Raw genomic sequence first — 16,697 nt, 5'->3', positions numbered from 1 at the left:
GAACGAGCGCCACCGGTGTGTGGGCGGGCCGTCAGCGCGCCACCCGGAAGAAGCCCTCCGAGATGAGCGTGCGCAGCGCGTCCGGCGTGCGCTCGCGGATCATCGCGGAGTCCTCGCCCATCAGCTCCGAGATCGCGTCCAGCAGCGGTCCCACCGGCATCGTCCCGTCGCACACGCTCGCCAGCGCCGCCTCCACGGTGCCGATCCGCGCCACTCGGCGCAGGCCGTCGCGCTGGCGCAGCACGATCTTCTCCGGGTCGGGCGCTCCCGGGCGCCCCACGCGCTCCTCGACCACACCGGGCGCGAGCGCCACGTGCGCCGACAGCAGGGCGGCGTCGGTCAGCCGCAGCGCCGTCATCGCCCCGTCCACCACCTCGGGCAGGTACGGACCGACCGGCCGCTCGATCTCGTGTTTGAGCTCCTCCACCCGCACGGTGGCGTCCTGGGCGACGTCGTTGCGCAGACTGATCCAGCCGAACCCGATGCCCTTGATGCCCTCGCGTTCGAAGTAGTCCAGCCAGGCGTCGTACCGGCGCGTGTACTCGGGCGTGCCGTGCTCGCAGGAGTCGCGCAGCCACAGTTCCACGTACTCCGCCGGGTCCTGCACGTCGCGCTGGACGACCCAGCCCGAGCACCCCGTGCCGGTCACCCAGCCGCCGACCCGGTCCTCCCAGTCGTCGCCGTCGGAGTGCACCCAGTTGGCCAGGATCTGGCACCAGCCGCCCTCGGTCAGGTGGGCGGGCGCCTGGCGCACCAGCTCCGCGCACACGGTGTCGCCCGGCAGGTCCGACTCCCGGTAGGTGTAGCGCGAGGCCTCCGGCGTGATGACGAACGGCGGGTTCGACACGATCAGGTCGAACCGCTCGCCCTTGACCGGCTCGAACAGCGACCCCTGGCGGAGCTCGGCCCCGGTCACGCCGGACAGGGCCAGGCTGATGCCGGCCAGGCGCACCGCGCGGGGGTTGAGGTCGGTCGCCACGATCTCGCGGGCCCGCGAGGCCAGGTGCAGGGCCTGCACACCGCAGCCGGTGCCCAGGTCCAGTGCGCGGTCGGCCGGCCCGTTGACGATGAGCTGCGACAGGGTCGAGGACGCGCCGCCGGCGCCCACGACGTGGTCGGGGCCGGGGACGGTCCCCGAACCGGGGCGCACCTTGGGGTCGGAGACCACGAACCCCGGTCTGCCGTCCTCCAGCTCCCACGGGCCCAGGTGCACCAGGGCGCGGACGGTGCGTCCGTCGGGGCCCTCGTCCACGGTCACCAGCCCGTTCTCGGCCAGTTCCTCGATGGGCAGTATCGTGCGCGCCGAGCGTTCGGGGATGGGCGATCGCAGCCACCACAGGCGCAACAGCAGTCCGAGCCGCTCGTCCCCGCCGGTGGCGCGCAGGGCGGGCACGAGCTCCTCGCGCGCGAGGGCGCGCGCCGCGGCGTCGCCCAGGCGGTCGCGCACGCCCGACACCGTGTAGTCGGCGTCGATGAGGATGCCTCGGAGGCGTTCGGCCAGGCCGCGGGGGAAATCAGTCTCAGACACGTGCCCATTATCAGGCAGGAGGGGCGGTGCCCCGCGACGTCGGATCAGCGGGTGCCCTGGCCGCGCCCCGTCAGGGGGAGCGCTCGGCGTCGCGGCGGGCCTCGGCCTCGGCGCGGCGGCGCAGCAGCCGGGGGATGTAGAGGAACCCGAAGACGCCGAGCACGATGCCGGTGACACAGACACCGATCCACCACCGCTCGGTGTCGGGGAGGCCGTCCCCCAGCGCGATCAGCACGACGAGCGCGACCGCCCACGCCAGGGTGCCGAGGGCGGCGGGTACGCGGTAGTCGCTCTCGTGGACGTCCGGGTCGGGGCGGCGGGGCTTACGCACGGGCCAAGGCTATCCGCTGGAGGGATGCGTTGCTCACATCCGACCACTGGATCATCCGAAGATATGGTGCTTTCTCTAAAACACACGTGACTCATGTGTCGTGTGTTGTACGAAGCTGCAACTAATCTGGCGCAGAATCCTTGTTGTCCCTTAACACGACCAGGTCAGGCTGACGACGTGAACGCATCGAAACCATCCCCCACCGGCACCGCCGGCGCCCCAGCCAATCCCGTGGACCGCTTCTTCCGCGTGTCCGAGCGCGGATCGACCGTCGCCACGGAGATCCGCGGCGGCCTGGCGACCTTCTTCGCCATGGCCTACATCGTCGTGCTCAACCCGTTGATCATCGGCACCGCCGAGGACGTCAACGGCCAGACACTGGGCATCCCCGAGATCGCCGCCGTCACGGCGCTCGTCGCGGCCATCTCCTGCGTGATCATGGGCATCGTCAGCCGCTACCCGTTCGCCATCGCGGCGGGCATGGGCCTCAACGCGGTGATCGCCTACGGACTCGCCCCGCTCATGCCCTGGGCCGACGTGTTCCTCCTGGTGATCGTCGAGGGCCTGCTGCTGCTCATCCTCGTCCTCACCGGGTTCCGTACCGCGGTCTTCGCGGCCATCCCGGCCGGCATCAAGACCGGCATCGCGGTCGGCGTGGGCCTGTTCCTCGCCCTCATCGGCCTGGTCAACGCCGGGTTCGTGCAGGCGGGCGAGGGCACCCCCGTCCAGCTCGGCGACGGCGGTCTGAACGGCTGGCCCATCCTCATCTTCGTCATCGGCCTGCTCATCAGCATCGCGCTGTACGTGCGCAAGGTGCGGGGCGCGCTGCTCATCGGCATCGTCATCGCCACGATCCTCGCGATCGTGGTCGAGACCGCCCTCGGCGACGGCGGCGACGCCCTCGGCTGGGGCCTGACCGTGCCGAGCCTGCCCACCAGCACCGGCGAGCTCGTCGCCGCCCCCGACTTCAGCGTCATCGGCCTGTTCGCCGACGGCGGCTTCAACGTCATCGCCCGGTGGTCCGACATCGGCTTCGCCACGGTCGTGATGCTGGTCTTCACGCTGCTGCTGGCCGACTTCTTCGACACCATGGGCACCATGGTCGGTGTGGCCCACCAGGCCGGCCTGGCCGACGAGCACGGCAACATGGCGAACACCCGCGAGGTGCTGGCCGCCGACGCCGTCGGCACCCTGCTGGGCGGTGCGGGTTCGGCGTCCGTCAACACGGTCTACGCCGAGTCCGCCGCCGGTGTCGGTGAGGGTGCCCGCACGGGCATCGCGCCGATCGTCACCGGCGCGCTGATGCTCGTCGCCACGCTGTTCACCCCGCTGGTGTCGCTGGTGCCGTTCGAGGCCGCCACCCCGGTGCTGGTGATCGTGGGCTTCATGATGATGACGCAGGTCACCAACATCGACTTCAAGGACCCGGCCATCGGCCTGGGCGCCTTCATGGCGATCATCATGATGCCGTTCACCTACTCGATCGCGAACGGTATCGGCTTCGGCCTGCTCACCTACACCTTCGTCCGCACGGTCCAGGGGCAGGGCCGCCAGGTCCACCCGCTGCTGTGGCTGATCTCGCTGGTGTTCCTGATCCACTTCGCCGAGGCGCCGATCTACGCGCTCATCGGCTGAACCGCTCCGTGATTCCCGCCTCGCCGGGAATGCGGACACCCGGGAACGGCGTTGACTCGACTGATGAGTCAACGCCGTTTACCTTTGTGCCTCCAGTACTCTCCGTGTCCACTTCGTGCCCACACGCGAACGTCGCGGCCGATGCCCCTCCCCGAGTCCGCCGGGGAGGTGGGGGACTGATGCGCGTTCCGATGTTCCGTTCCCTGGCCGTGCGCAACTACCGGCTCTACGCCCTCGGCCAGCTCCTCTCCAACCCCGGCACGTGGATGCAGCGCATCGCCCAGGACTGGCTGGTCCTGCAACTGAGCCACGGCAGCGGTATCGCGCTGGGCATGACGACCGCGCTCCAGTTCCTGCCGCTGCTGCTGTTCGGACTGTGGGGCGGCGCGCTGGTCGACCGGCTCGACAAGCGTCGGCTGCTGATCTTCACGCAGGGCGCCATGGGCGTCCTCGCCGTCGGGCTGGGCGTCCTGGCCACCGCCGGTGCCGCCCAGGTGTGGCACGTGTACGTCTTCGCCTTCGCGCTCGGCATGATCACCGTGATGGACAATCCCGGGCGGCAGGCGTTCGTCCCGGAGATGGTCGAGCGGGAGCACCTGAGCAACGCGATCGCGCTCAACAGCGCCAGCTTCCAGCTCGGACGCGTGACCGGGCCCGCGATCGCCGGTCTGCTCATCGCCTGGATCGGCAGCGGTCCCGTGTTCGTCATCAACGGGTTCTCGTTCGCCTTCACGATCGTCGCGCTGCTGATGATCCGGACCGCGGACCTGCGCACCCCCGAACCGGTCCCCAAGGGCAGGGGTCAGATCCGTGAGGGGCTGCGCTACGTCGCGGGGCGGCGCGACCTCGTGCTGCTGCTGGTCCTGGCCGCGAGCGTGCAGTTCTTCGGCGCCAACGGGCAGAACCAGATCGCGCTGATGGTCAACAACGTGTTCGAGTCCGGAGCCGCCGCCTTCGGCACCGCCGCGGCCGCGCTGGCGGTCGGCGCGCTGGTCGGGGCGCTGCTGGCGGCCCGGCGCGACCGGCCCCGGGTGCGGCTGGTGCTCATCGGCGCGATGGGCTTCGGCGCGGCCCAGATCGCGGCCGGGCTCATGCCGGGCTACCTGGCGTTCGTGCTCGTCCTGGTGCCCATGGGCGTGCTCTTCATGACGTACGTGACCACGCTCAACGCCACCTTCCAGCTCACGGTGGACTCGCGGATGCGGGGACGGGTGATGAGCATCTTCCTGCTGGTCTTCATGGGCGTGGCCCCGATCGGGGCGCCCGTGGTCGGACTGCTGGCCGACGCTTTCGGCCCGCGGGCGAGCCTGGTGGTCGGCGGTGTGGTGACCGTCGTCGTGGTGACCGCGCTCTCGGCGCTGCTCATGCGGGCCAAGGACGTCCGCTGGCCTGCCCTGCTGCCCGCCCGGTGGCGCGGGGACGCCCCACCCGGCGAGGACGCGCGGGAGACCGGGGCCGACGCCGAACCCGACGCCGTGGGTGCCGACGATGCGGGCGAGGGCGACGGAGCGGGGACCGGCGACACCGTCGCGGACGGCGGTCGGCACGGCACCAGGGGCGCTTCCTCCCAGGGGGCGGCCACCCCGGTCTGAACCCCTGGATCCGGCCGGGTCCGGGGAGGACGGCCGTCCCGGGCGGGGCAGGATGGTGGCATGAGACTGTTCGTGGCCCTGGTGCCGCCGGAGGAGACCCTGGAGGCCCTGCGCACGGCGGTCGGCGCGGGTCGGCGGCACACGCCCGACCTGCGCTGGGCCCCGCCCGGCGACTGGCACATCACCCTGGTCTTCCTCGGCGAGGTGGCCGGGGAGGATCTGGCGGACCTGTCCGCGGTCCTGGGCGCGGAGGCCGGGGCGCACGCGCCCTTCGAGATCGCCGTGCGCGGCTGGGGGCGCTTCCCGCAGGACCGGGCGCGCTCCTCCGTCCTGTGGGCCGGGGTCTCGGGGGACACCGGCGCCCTGGGCCGCCTCGCACTGGGCATGCGCGCGGCGGCGCGCTCGGTGCGGATCCCTGTGGACACCCGCCCCTACGTGCCGCACGTCACCGTCGCGCGCAGCCGCCGCCCGCGCGACCTGGCCGACACCGTGCACGCCCTCGGTCCCCTGCGCGGACGCCCGTGGTCGGCGCGCCACGTGCACCTGGTCGAGAGCCGTCCCGGTGCGGACGACCCCTACCGAACCGTTCGGACCTGGACGTTAGGGTGGGAACCCGATCCCCGATCTCCTGAGCGGAGCACGTCATGAGCATGCTCACCAACAACCGCAAGCAGCGCTGGCTGCTCCCGGTGGTGCTGGGTTCCATCATGCTCATCGTCGTCCTGGGCGCGTTCCTGGCCTGACCCGCCGGACGCGGGGCACGTCCGGCCCGGTCGCCGAGCCGTTCGCGCGCCTCAGCCGACGCGGTGGGCGGCACCGGCCAGGCTCACCGCGTGCGCGACCAGGGCCGCGTTGTCGTGGGCCTCCTCGCCGTCGGGCAGGCGCAGGGTGTCCTCCAGCCCGACGCGGATGTCGTACCCGGCCCCGATCGCCGCCTCCAACATCGGCCACGTGGTCGCGTCCGACCCGTGCAGCAGCCTGGGCGCGCCGATCCGGGCGCGGTCGAGCAGGGACAGGATGGCGTCCGCGTTGCTCCGCGCGTCCTCCACCGCCACCTGTGTGGGCTCCACCAGTACCGCGCTCACCTCGATCTTCGTGGCGATGAGGATGCGGGCCGCCTCCACCGTCCACACTCCGGCCTCCACCGGGACCCTGCGGTCGTCCAGCAGGTGCACGAGGTCGATGGACCCCGCCTCGTGCAGGTTGACCGTCACCGAGTCCGGCAGGGCCGACGACGCCCACCTCTGCACCAGGTCGTAGCGGCGCCACGGGTCCGACTCGGCCGACAGAGACGTGGTGATGGACACCGGCACCGCGGGGCCGCGCTCGCGCAGGCTCTCCATCAGGGGCGCCACGACCTGCGGTTCCAGGGACTCCGCGCCGCTGGGGTCCCGCGGGTGCAGATGGATCGAGGTCGCGCCGGCCGCGACCACCGCGTGCGCGTCCGCCACCACCTGGTCCACGGAGACGGGCAGGGCGGGGTGCGCGCCCGGTCGGCGGTCACCGTTCAGGCAGGCTTCGATCCTCATGGGTCCTCCTTACGGCCCTGTATGCGACATGTGCCCGCTACCGCCCGGCTGCAAGCCACCCGCGTCGACCCCTGGCAGGATGGCGGACATGACAAGACCGCTCGTGCCGGCCGTGGCCGCTCTGATCGTCGCCCTCTCCCCGGTTCCTGTCGCGGCGCAGCCGGCCGAACCCGACGACTCGGGCACCGGCGGATTCGACTACCCGCGCGGGGGCGAGGGGCCGGAGGGCTCGGAGGTCGCCTTCACCTTCCAGGACCCCCGGATCGCTGAGTCGAGCGGCCTGGCCCCCTCAGGGCTGCACGAGGGCGTGTGGTGGACCCACAACGACAGCGGCGACTTCCTGCCCGACGTCTACGCGGTGAACGGCGACGGCGAGACCCTGGCCACGGTCTCGCTGGCCGTGGAGCTGCGCGACTGGGAGGCGGTCACCGTCACGGAGGACCCCGAGGGGCGTTCGTCGGTCTACGTCGGCGACATCGGCGACAACTACGGCGGAAGCTGGCCCAGCGTGCGTGTGCTGCGGTTCGCCGAACCCGATCCGCTGGCCGACGCGCTGATCGAGCCGCAGGTGTTCACCCTCACCTACGCCGACGGCGGCCGCGACGCCGAGGCGATGATGATCGACCCCCGCGACGGGCGCCTGTACGTGGTGTCCAAGGAGTTCTCCGGCGGCCTCTACGCGGCCCCGGAGACCCTGGACCCGGAGGCGGAGAACGTGCTGGAGCGCGTGGACTCCGCTCCGCTGTTCGCCACCGACGCGGCCTTCCACCCCGACGGGACCCGCTACGCCATCCGCACCTACTGGGGCGTGACGGTCTACGACTCCACCGACGGGGTGCCGGGGACGTCGCTGGGCTCCTTCGACCTGCCCGAGTCCGACCAGGGCGAGGCGATCGCCTTCACCCCCGACGGCACCGCGCTCATGGCCGGGACCGAGGGGGCGGCCGCGCCGGTGTGGTCGGTGCCGCTGGCCGACGAGTACCTGAGCGAGGATCCGGCCGAGACCCCCGAGGAGAGCGCGTCCGCCGAGGACGGCGCGGACGCCGGGGGAGAGGCGGCAGGCGACCGCGAGGGGGGCGCGCTCCCGTTCATCCTGGGCGGGGCCGGGGTCGCGGCCCTGCTCATCGCCGGCATCGTCCTGCTGGCCCGCCGCGGCTGAACGGCGGGCGCCGAACGGCTCCGGCCCGCACACGGGCGGGGAGCGCGCCGTGCCCGGCGTGCGGTGAGGCGGGACCGCGCCGGGTCCAGGGCGCCCCTACTCGGCGGGCTGCGGGTCCAGGAAGTGCTCCCGGCACAGGAACGCGTGCCGGGAGAAGTCGGTGAACACGCCGTCCACCCCGGCCTCGAAGAACATCTCGTACTCGGCGGCGAACCCCCCGAAGTCGCCGGGCTCGCCGTCCGAGCGCAGGTCGGCGGGCAGGAAGTGGTTCTCGCTGCGGAACGTCCAGGGGTGCACCAGCAGCCCGGCCTCGTGCGCGTTCTCCACCAGGTCGGTGGGCTCGCCCAGGGTGCCGTCCTCGTTCTCGGGTACGACCAGGCTCTTGTGCGGGCCGATCGCGTGCGCGAAGGACGCCACCTCGGCCAGGCCGTCGGGCGTGGTGAAGTGCCGCCAGTGCTCCTCGGTCCCCATCAGGTAGACCAGGGGCAGCTCCGTCTCGGCGAGCCGGCGCAGGCTCTCCGCCTCGAAGGACTGCAGGAACACCGGGACCTTCGGCTCCTCCCCGGTCAGTCCCGCCTCGCGCAGCACCGCGATCAGCGTCGGCTCCAGCTCCAGTCCCTGCGTCACGTGGTGGGCGGGGTGCTTGGTCTCGGGGTAGATCCCGATCGGGCGGCCCAACTCCTCGGTGAGCGAGAACGCCAGGTCGATGACCTCCTCCAGGGTCGGGATCTCGTAGCTCCCGTCCATCATCGTGTTCATCGCCCGCACGTCCTGGAGCCGTTCCACCGCACGCAGCGTCTTGATCTCGGCCAGCGTGAAGTCCTGGGCGAAGAACCCCGTCACCTCGCGGCCGTCGATCGTGCGCGTGGTGCGCCGGTCGGCGAACTCCGGGTGCGCGGCCACGTCCGTGGTCCCGCCGATCTCCTGCTCGTGGCGGCAGATCAGCCGGCCGTCCTTGGTCGAGACGAGGTCCATCTCGATGAAGTCGCCCCCGTGGCGCGCACCCAGCTCGTAGGAGGCCAGGGTGTGCTCCGGGCGGTGCCCGGACGCCCCGCGGTGGGAGATGATCTTGATCGGGATTTCCGTCTTGTTCCTGTTCCTGCGCACAGCCGAACCGTCCTGACAAGCGATAGCCGGGAAGTAGAAGAGAGGAGGCCGACCCGCGTGCGGCGGGTCGGCCTCCTATTCTCCAATGCCGGAGGACCGGGTCAGGACAGCCGGGTGAGCACGTGGTCGATGCACTCGGTGAGCGCCTGCACGTCGGAGGGCTCGACCGCGGGGAACATCGCCACGCGCAGCTGGTTGCGGCCCAGCTTGCGGTACGGCTCGGTGTCCACGACGCCGTTGGCGCGCAGCACCTTGGCGACCGCGGCGGCGTCGACGTCGTCGCTGAAGTCGATCGTCCCGACGACCTGCGAGCGCTTGGCCGTGTCGGTGACGAACGGCGTGGCCACCGACGACTTCTCGGCCCAGGTGTAGAGGATCGAGGACGACTCGGCGGTGCGCGCCACCGTCCAGTCCAGACCGCCCTGGGCGTTCATCCACTCCAGCTGCTCGGCGAGCAGCAGCAGCGTGGCCACGGCCGGGGTGTTGTAGGTCTGGTCCTTGCGCGAGTTGTCCACGGCGGTGGTCAGCGAGAAGAACTCGGGGACGTACCGGCCGCTCGCGGCGATCTCGTCGACGCGGGCCAGCGCCTTGGGCGACATGACGGCCAGCCACAGGCCGCCGTCGGCCGCGAAGCTCTTCTGCGGGGCGAAGTAGTAGACGTCGGTCTCGGCGATGTCCACGGGCAGACCGCCCGCACCGCTGGTGGCGTCCACGAGCACGAGGGCGTCGTCGTCGGCGCCCGCGACCCGCTTGATCGGGGCGGCCACACCGGTGGACGTCTCGTTGTGGGTGAGCGCGTACACGTCCACGCCCGCCTCGGCGACGGCTTCGCCGTGGCTTCCGGGGTCGGTGGAGATGACGGTGGGCTCCGACAGCCACGGAGCGCCCTTGGCGACCTTCGCGAACTTGCTGGAGAACTCACCGAAGGACAGGTGCTGCGACTTGGAGCGCAGCAGCCCGTGGGCGGCGATGTCCCAGAAGGCGGTGGTGCCGCCGTTGCCGAGCACGACCTCGTAGCCCTCGGGCAGGGAGAACAGGTCGCGCACGCCGGAACGCACGCGGGAGACCAGGGACTTCACCGGCTTCTGGCGGTGGGAGGTCCCCATGTAGCGGGAGCCGGAGGCGGCCAGCGCGTCGAGCTGCGCTGGGCGGACTTTGGACGGGCCACTGCCGAAGCGGCCGTCGGCGGGCAGCAGGTTCGCGGGAATCTGAATCTCGTCGGTCACGGTCACCAGGGTAGTGGCCGCGGTCACGACACCACCGGTCAGGGCGGTTTCTCGTCGCGGGAAATCACGTGAGGGAGCACCAGTGCTTCACAGGCTCCGACGTCGTGGCCGATATGGGTCAGTGCGGATTCAACGCGAAGGGGTGAAGAAACAGGGATGTGTGCGGTCTAATGGGGCGGCCACCGGGGGGGTGACACAGGAACAGGACGAGCCGTGGGAGGGCGTGGACGTGGCCGAGGACAAGACCGGCGTCCTTGACGACGAGAACACCGTTGCGACGTTTCCCCACCTGGAGGCCTTCGACGCTCTGCGTGAGCGTCCCGGCCGCAGGCTCCCCCGGATCGCGGCCCGGCTCGAACGCCGCGCGGCGCGCCGGATCCCCGTGGACCGCCACAGCCGTGTCCAACGCGGCGACGTCGCCGAGCCCCCGCCGGTCCTGGACCTGGAGGTGCCGGCCGGCGGCGACCGCGAGGCGGTGGTCGCCGACCTGGTCGACCGCTGCGGCTCCCACCTGGTCTGGCGGCTGCCCCTGGACTCCGCCGAGACCGCCCCGGGCGGACCCGAGGGCACCGAGGTCTACGCCAGCACCGACGAGCTGTACAAGCTCATGCGCCGACTGGTCGAGCGGGCCGACCAGGACCGTCCGGCGGGCGGCCGCCTGCGCAGGCCGCCGCCGCACGCGCGCTTCCGGCGACTGCGGTCGCTGCTCATGCTGCGCGAGTGCAATTTCGACAAGATCCGCGGCGACGTCCTCAACCAGCAGGAGTCCGACAAGAAGAGCGCGGACGAGCGCCAGGCGCAGGCCGACCCGGCGCGCCAGCCCCTCAAGGACGGGCAGCGGGCCCAGATCCACGTCATCGCCGAGCTGCGGCGGGTCCGGTTGCAGTACCTCAAGGAGCAGGCGACCAGGGCCCGGGCCCTCGGCGCCGGGCGACGGGGGAGCCGGCTCGGCCTGCTGGACCACTACAGCCGGGCCCTGCACACCGTGGCGGCCTGGATCGCCCGGCTCTCCGCCAACGTCAGCTTCGGCCGCTTCGACGAACGCCTCATCACCCCGCTCCAGTTCGTCGTCAACCTCGTCGCCTTCGTCGCGCCCCTCGCCCTCGGTACCGTCAGCATCGTCAACTCCCTGAACACCGTCGCCCAGGGCGTCAACAACATCGTCGGAGCCGTGGCGGCGGTGATCCTCCTCGTCGTCTACTGCTCCCTCGCCCCGTTCCTCGTCCTGCCGTGGCGCTCCTACCGCTGGTTGAACCGCCACGGCTACGTGACCGACAGCGAGGACGCCGACGGTCCCGAGACCCGGCCGACCAACCACCGGTCCCGGGGCGTCCAGGTCCTCAACCTGCTGAACCTCCAGAGCGCCACGGAGGCGTACTGCGCCGCGGACACCGAACACCCCGTTCCCGCGGCCACCCCCTGGTGGCCCCGGCTCACCGGGGTGGGGCGCCCCCGCGCGGAGGCCGCCGTCGCCGGGCCCCGGCCCGGCCGCACCGGTACCGGTCCACAGCGCAGGTCCCGGCCGGCCGGCGTCCACCGCCTCGCGGTCAACGCCTTCCTCGACGATCTCGCCGCCGTCTACGGCGGTACCGCCCGGCGTCGGTTCGCCCCGGCACGGGGGCGCGACCTGCGGCCGGTGCTCATCGTGGACCAGAGCCGGCTCGGCCGGGTGGGCCGCTACCTGGTGCGCCTGATCGAGGACGAGCGGTTGCGCCGGGGCCTCCCCGACCCCCTGCTGATCGTGCAGGTCCGCGCCGAGGGCGATCGCTCTCTGGTGGACACCGTTCCCGACCCCGCTCGCTACGGCTCGCTGCCGGGGGCCGACGACGCCCCGGCCCGCCCCGGATCCGTCGCGGGCTGGTCCTACGCCCGCTACTCCGCCGGGCTCCTGGGCCGGACGAGGACGCTGACCGTCCCGGTGAAGGGCGAGCGGGACGCGTGGGGTCGGCACGCGGGCCCCCGCGCGGACCGCTGGGTCCTCACCGCCCCGGCCCTGGTCGGCGCCTGGACCGGGGGCACCGCGATCGCCCTCGCCCCGATCGTGCTCCTGGCCTGGACGGTCGTGCCCACCGTCGTCCAGGACCACAACCCCTGCGTCGCCGAGGGCGTGCTGCCGCCACGGGGCATCGTCCGCCACGGCGACGACTGCGTCGGGATCACCGACGGGGACTTCGACTTCCACGACCGCCTGGCGGAGGTCAGCGACCGCATCCACGAGCAGAACGAGGCCATCGGCGACGACTCCCCCTACGTCACGGTCGCCTACGTCGGGGAGCTCACCGTGCCCGGCGACGGCGACCTCGCCCTGGCCGGGGTCCAGGGCGAACTCCTCGGCCTGGCCCACCAGCAGCGGGAGCACAACCAGTCCGCGGGGACGTCCGACGTCCCCGCGATCAAGCTCCTGCTGGCCAACACGGGTGTGGACTGGGCCCACGCCAAGGAGGTCGCGGAGATGATCGTGGCGCGCTCCCAGGAGGAGCGCCTGGGCATGGACCGCCCGATCGCCGCCGTCGGCTTCGGCCAGAGCGTGCAGCCCAACACCGAGGCCATCCTCGAACTCGGTGCCGCCCGGATCCCGATGGTCGGCACCACCGCCACCTACGACCGGGTCGCCTCCGTGGGCAGCGAGTACAGCCAGTACTTCTTCCCCCTCGCCCCCTCCAACACCCGCATCGCCCGCCAGGCCGCGCTGTGGGCCTACGAGGGGGTGCCGTGGAACGGCGGCGAACTCGTGGGAGAGGGGACGGCCCCCAGCCTCGCCCCGGCGCGCACGGCGGTCGCCGTCGCCGACGACAACGCCGGCGAGAGCTACGGCCCGCACCTGGCGGTCGAGTTCATGCGCGAGTTCACCTCGCTCGGCGGGACGGCGTGGAGCGACGGCCTCGACCCCGAACCGGTCTCCCACGGCCAGGACCGGCTGGAGTCCGTCGACGGTGTCCTGCCGTACCGCAGCGGGGGCACGAGCATCGCCGAGCACCTGGAGCGGATCTGCGCCGACGAACCGCCCGACCTGCTCTACTTCGCCGGCCGGTCGGTCGACTTCATGGACGTGCACGTCCAGCTCCAGGAGGAGGGGGTGTGCCCGGAGGCCGGCATGGCCGTGCTGGGCGGCGACGACATCGCCAAGTTCGTCACGGACAACGCCGACGTGATCGGCCGCGCCTCCGACTACCCCGTCTTCTATACGCCCCTGGCGGCCAGCGGCGCGTGGAGCCAGTACACGAGCACGAGCGAGCGCGCGTTCTACGAGGCGGCCGAGGCCCTCGTCCAGGACCTCTACGGGAACGGGGACGAAGGGACCGAGGGGACAAGCGCGCGGGGGGACGGCGACGCGGACGAGGGCGCGGGGGACGGCGAGCCGGGGAGCGACGCCGACCTCGTCGCCGCGGACGGCGGACTGCCCTCCACGGCGCACGCGGTCATGGCCAACGACGGCCTGCGCGTCATCGCGCGGGCGCTGCGCCGCATCGACCGGCCGGCCCCCCTCGCCGCCCGGAAGGCGCCGGTGTGGGCGCCGGCGCCGAGTCCGAGCGCGAGTCCGAGCGCGCAGCCCTCGCCCTACCTCTCCACCGCGACGGGTTTCGAGCAGGAACGGGTGCAACTGTTCACCAACGTCCAGAACACGGTGGGCCTCACGGGGGTGTCCGGCTACATCGGCTTCGGCCCGGCGGGCGAGGGAAACTGGTACGAGGACCGTATGATCCAGCTGGTCGCCGTGGGGCCGCAGGACACGGAGGGGCGGCGCCAGCACGTCGTCGCGGCCTGCGGACGGGTCACGGCCAGGACCGTCATCGAGGAGGGGTGCCGGTGAGGGCGGCGGGCGAACCGGCGGGTCCCGTGCCCGGCGTCGGGTGGCGCGGGGGAGCCCCGGCACGAGAAGATGCACCCTGTGGACCACCAAGACCCCGCCGAACTGCGCAAACCGTACATGGGTGACCCCCTGCGCCGTTCGGACCTGGCCGACCACCCGATGACCCAGTTCCATCTGTGGTTCAACGACGCCGTCGAGTCGGGACTGGCCGAGCCCAACGCCATGGTGCTGTCGTCCGTCGAGCCGAGCGGCATGCCCCGCTCGCGCACCGTGCTGATGAAGGGCTACGACAGCACCGGTCTGCGCTTCTTCACCAACTACACCTCGCGCAAGGGGCAGGCCCTGGCCGCGGACCCCCGGGCCGGCGTGGTCTTCCCCTGGCACGCCGTCCGCCGCCAGGTCCTGGTCGCCGGGCGGGTGGAGCGGCTCAGCGACGAGGAGAACGACCGCTACTTCGCGACGCGCCCGCGCGGCTCCCAGCTCGGCGCCTGGGCCAGCGAACGCCAGTCGCAGCCGGTCGCCGACCGTGAGGAGCTCGACCGGCTCTACCGCGAGTTCGACCACGTGTGGGCGATCGACGAGGAGATCCCCCGGCCCTCCTACTGGGGCGGGTACCGGCTGCTGCCGGAGGAAGTGGAGTTCTGGCAGGGCGGCGCCGACCGGATGCACGACCGGTTCCGCTACCTGCGCGACCCCGCGGGCGGCTGGGCCATCGACCGCCTGGAGCCCTGAACGGTCCCGCCGCCCCGCGCGTCCCGCGGACGCTTCGGCGGGCCGACCGGCCCCGCGCTCCCTCCGCGCCGATCGAGACTGTTTCCTGGCTGACACGTCGCCTTCGCGCGACCGGTTCCGAATGACAATGGAAGAGCCGGTCCGCGCACGTCCGCGGCCGTGAACCGATCGAGGAGACCATGGGACTCTCACGCATCCGCATCGCCGCCGTCGCCTCCGCCGCGGCACTGCTCCTGTCCGCGTGCGGTGCCCCTGACACGGACGGCGGGCAGGCCGGACCGGACGGCGCCGCGGCACCCTCGGACACGGCGCCTCCGGCCGACGGATCGGGCGCGGACCACCTGGACTTCACCGCTCCCACGGTCGGCGGGGACGACGTCGAGGGGGCCGACTACGCGGGCCGCCCGGTGGTCCTGTGGTTCTGGGCCCCCTGGTGCACGGTGTGCCGGGGTGAGGCGGGTGCGATCGCCGAGGCCGCCGAGCGCCACGAGGGCGAAGCCGAGTTCGTCGGTGTGGCCGGGCTCGGCGAGGAGGCCGACATGGCGGAGTTCGTCGAGAGCACCGGTACGGACGGGATCACGCACATCATCGACCAGGACGGCACCATCTGGTCCGGGTTCGGCGTCACGGGGCAGCCCGCCTTCTCCTTCCTCTCACCGGACGGCACCTACGAGACCCACCCCGGTACGTTGAGCGAGGCGGACCTGGACGCGCGCGTGGCCGAACTCGGCGGATGAGGCGGGCGGCGCCATGACCGAGATCCCCTACGCGATCGCCCTGACGGCCGGAGTCCTCGCGGTCCTCAACCCGTGCGGCTTCGCCCTGCTCCCGGCCTACCTGGCCCTGGTCATGACCGCGGGGGACGGCGCCGAGGGGCGCTCCGCCCCGCCGTGGCGGGTGATCGGCCGGGCGCTCGCCACCACGGCCGCCCTGACCGGCGGCTTCGTCACGGTGTTCGGCGCGTTCGCGGTGATCGTGGTGCCGCTGGCCCTGCGGGTGGAGCGCCACCTGCCCGTGGTGACCATCGTCATCGGCCTGGCCCTGGTGGTGCTGGGCGGATGGCTGCTGGCGGGGCGCGGGCTCGGGATCAGGCTGGCGACGCCCCGGCCGGGCGGCCCACGGCGTTCGCTGCGCTGGGTGTTCGGCTACGGGGCCGCCTACGCGATCGCGTCGCTGTCGTGCACGGTCGCGCCGTTCCTGGGGGTGACAGCGAGCGCCGTCAGCCTGGGCGGTCCGGTCGCGGCGGCGGGCGTGTTCCTCGCCTACGCCGCCGGGACGGCCCTGGTGGTCGGGATCGTCACCGTGGCGACCGCGCTGGCCAGGGACGGCGTCGTCGCACGGCTGCGCGGCGCCCTGCCCTACGTCACGCGGGCGGGCGGCGCGCTGCTCGTGGCCGCCGGCGCCTACGTCGCCTACTACGGCTGGTTCGAGCTGCGGGTGTTCGCGGGCGGGGCGGAGCACGACCCGATCGTGGGCACGGCGCTGCGGATCCAGTCGGCCCTCAACCACGCGCTGTTCTCGGTCGGTCCCGCCTGGCTCGCCGTGGTGCTGGTGGTGCTCCTGGGGGCGGGGGGAGGGCTCCTGATCGTCCTTCGACGGCTGGCGCGCACCACCCGCGGCCGGGGCCCCTCGGCGCACGACCGGACCCCCGGCGGTTGAGCGCCGGAGCCCGGGCGTCCACGGCCGCCAGGACCGTGACGTGATCTTGACCGCCGGGTACGTCAGTGCGGCCGGGAGCGCTGGAACGCCACCCTGTCGGGGCGTCTGTGCAGGACACGGCCCCTTTCGCCGGTACGGTCGCGGTCGCGGGGCCGCGTCGTCGGCTGGGTCGGGGCTCCGGCCGTGCGGTCGTGTCCGCATCGTGAGACACCGGGGAAATGGGTGTCGGTGGCGTCACGATATGCTGGTGCCATCGGTGGTCGCTCCCGCGGACCTGCGGACGCCCCGGTCCCCACTCGGCCCCAGGGAATCACGCCGCCCCGGCCTGTGTTGTGAGAGACCTGCCGTGCCCGCCGAACATGCGTCGGGCACAGAGCCTTGGGAGGGG

Annotated in this window: 13 protein-coding genes; 8 read left to right on the top strand and 5 right to left on the bottom strand. The window is 72.5% G+C overall.

The window, feature by feature from the left end:
- Positions 1–31 precede the first annotated feature (31 nt).
- Both M1P99_RS08165 and M1P99_RS08160 read right to left on the bottom strand, forming a co-directional pair.
- The gene (locus tag M1P99_RS08165) at positions 32–1,528 is read right to left on the bottom strand and encodes a methyltransferase (protein WP_304452048.1); all 1,497 of its coding nucleotides are present in this window, start codon (positions 1,526–1,528) and stop codon (positions 32–34) included.
- Between the two features lie 70 nt (positions 1,529–1,598).
- Complete coding sequence (locus tag M1P99_RS08160) at positions 1,599–1,859, bottom strand: DUF2530 domain-containing protein (RefSeq protein ID WP_304452047.1); 261 nt, start codon at positions 1,857–1,859, stop codon at positions 1,599–1,601.
- A gap of 177 nt (positions 1,860–2,036) precedes the next feature.
- On the opposite strand from M1P99_RS08160, the gene M1P99_RS08155 reads away from it, so the two are divergent.
- The 3 genes from M1P99_RS08155 (at position 2,037) to thpR (ending at position 5,734) form a co-directional block, all read left to right on the top strand.
- Positions 2,037–3,494 (top strand): NCS2 family permease, encoded by a 1,458-nt coding sequence (locus M1P99_RS08155; RefSeq protein ID WP_304452046.1) that lies wholly within the window; start codon positions 2,037–2,039, stop codon positions 3,492–3,494.
- Positions 3,495–3,670: 176 nt separating this feature from the next.
- The gene (locus M1P99_RS08150; RefSeq protein ID WP_304455628.1) at positions 3,671–5,086 is read left to right on the top strand and encodes an MFS transporter; all 1,416 of its coding nucleotides are present in this window, start codon (positions 3,671–3,673) and stop codon (positions 5,084–5,086) included.
- Positions 5,087–5,146: 60 nt separating this feature from the next.
- On the top strand, positions 5,147–5,734 hold the full coding sequence (gene thpR / locus M1P99_RS08145) for an RNA 2',3'-cyclic phosphodiesterase (RefSeq protein ID WP_304452045.1): 588 nt from the start codon (positions 5,147–5,149) through the stop codon (positions 5,732–5,734).
- A 146-nt stretch (positions 5,735–5,880) separates the two neighbouring features.
- On the opposite strand, the gene M1P99_RS08140 is transcribed toward thpR, so the two are convergent.
- Complete coding sequence (locus M1P99_RS08140; protein ID WP_304452044.1) at positions 5,881–6,615, bottom strand: 3-keto-5-aminohexanoate cleavage protein; 735 nt, start codon at positions 6,613–6,615, stop codon at positions 5,881–5,883.
- 88 nt (positions 6,616–6,703) lie between these two features.
- Here M1P99_RS08140 and M1P99_RS08135 point away from each other — a divergent pair, with 88 nt between their 5' ends.
- The gene (locus M1P99_RS08135; RefSeq protein ID WP_304452043.1) at positions 6,704–7,774 is read left to right on the top strand and encodes a hypothetical protein; all 1,071 of its coding nucleotides are present in this window, start codon (positions 6,704–6,706) and stop codon (positions 7,772–7,774) included.
- 96 nt (positions 7,775–7,870) lie between these two features.
- On the opposite strand, the gene M1P99_RS08130 is transcribed toward M1P99_RS08135, so the two are convergent.
- Together M1P99_RS08130 and serC are read right to left on the bottom strand one after the other, a co-directional pair.
- The gene (locus tag M1P99_RS08130) at positions 7,871–8,881 is read right to left on the bottom strand and encodes a glycerophosphodiester phosphodiesterase family protein (RefSeq protein ID WP_304452042.1); all 1,011 of its coding nucleotides are present in this window, start codon (positions 8,879–8,881) and stop codon (positions 7,871–7,873) included.
- 101 nt (positions 8,882–8,982) lie between these two features.
- Complete coding sequence (serC, locus tag M1P99_RS08125; RefSeq protein WP_304455627.1) at positions 8,983–10,113, bottom strand: phosphoserine transaminase; 1,131 nt, start codon at positions 10,111–10,113, stop codon at positions 8,983–8,985.
- 184 nt (positions 10,114–10,297) lie between these two features.
- Between serC and M1P99_RS08120 the strand changes: the two genes are divergently transcribed.
- The 4 genes from M1P99_RS08120 (at position 10,298) to M1P99_RS08105 (ending at position 16,309) form a co-directional block, all read left to right on the top strand.
- Positions 10,298–13,918 carry a hypothetical protein gene (locus M1P99_RS08120; RefSeq protein WP_304452041.1) on the top strand — a complete coding sequence of 1,207 codons (3,621 nt, stop codon included), beginning with the start codon at positions 10,298–10,300 and terminating at the stop codon, positions 13,916–13,918.
- 78 nt (positions 13,919–13,996) lie between these two features.
- Positions 13,997–14,650: a pyridoxamine 5'-phosphate oxidase gene (pdxH, locus tag M1P99_RS08115; RefSeq protein ID WP_304452040.1), complete on the top strand. Its 654-nt coding sequence runs from the start codon at positions 13,997–13,999 to the stop codon at positions 14,648–14,650.
- A 179-nt stretch (positions 14,651–14,829) separates the two neighbouring features.
- Positions 14,830–15,387, top strand: a complete 558-nt coding sequence (locus M1P99_RS08110) for a redoxin domain-containing protein (protein ID WP_304452039.1) — start codon at positions 14,830–14,832, stop codon at positions 15,385–15,387.
- Between the two features lie 13 nt (positions 15,388–15,400).
- Positions 15,401–16,309 carry a cytochrome c biogenesis CcdA family protein gene (locus M1P99_RS08105; RefSeq protein WP_304452038.1) on the top strand — a complete coding sequence of 303 codons (909 nt, stop codon included), beginning with the start codon at positions 15,401–15,403 and terminating at the stop codon, positions 16,307–16,309.
- Positions 16,310–16,697 lie beyond the last annotated feature (388 nt).

The sequence above is a fragment of the Nocardiopsis sp. YSL2 genome (assembly GCF_030555055.1).
Classification (GTDB): Bacteria; Actinomycetota; Actinomycetes; order Streptosporangiales; family Streptosporangiaceae; genus Nocardiopsis.
The sequence above is the reverse complement of the archived record's forward strand: the minus strand, read 5'-3'. Positions and strand labels throughout refer to the sequence as shown.

Excerpts from the sequence above, each read along its gene's own strand:
- thpR (WP_304452045.1), top strand. The coding sequence starts at position 5,147 with ATGAGACTGTTCGTGGCCCTGGTGCCGCCGGAGGAGACCCTGGAGGCC.
- M1P99_RS08135 (WP_304452043.1), top strand. The coding sequence starts at position 6,704 with ATGACAAGACCGCTCGTGCCGGCCGTGGCCGCTCTGATCGTCGCCCTC.
- M1P99_RS08110 (WP_304452039.1), top strand. The coding sequence starts at position 14,830 with ATGGGACTCTCACGCATCCGCATCGCCGCCGTCGCCTCCGCCGCGGCA.
- M1P99_RS08105 (WP_304452038.1), top strand. The coding sequence starts at position 15,401 with ATGACCGAGATCCCCTACGCGATCGCCCTGACGGCCGGAGTCCTCGCG.
- M1P99_RS08140 (WP_304452044.1), bottom strand. The coding sequence starts at position 6,615 with ATGAGGATCGAAGCCTGCCTGAACGGTGACCGCCGACCGGGCGCGCAC.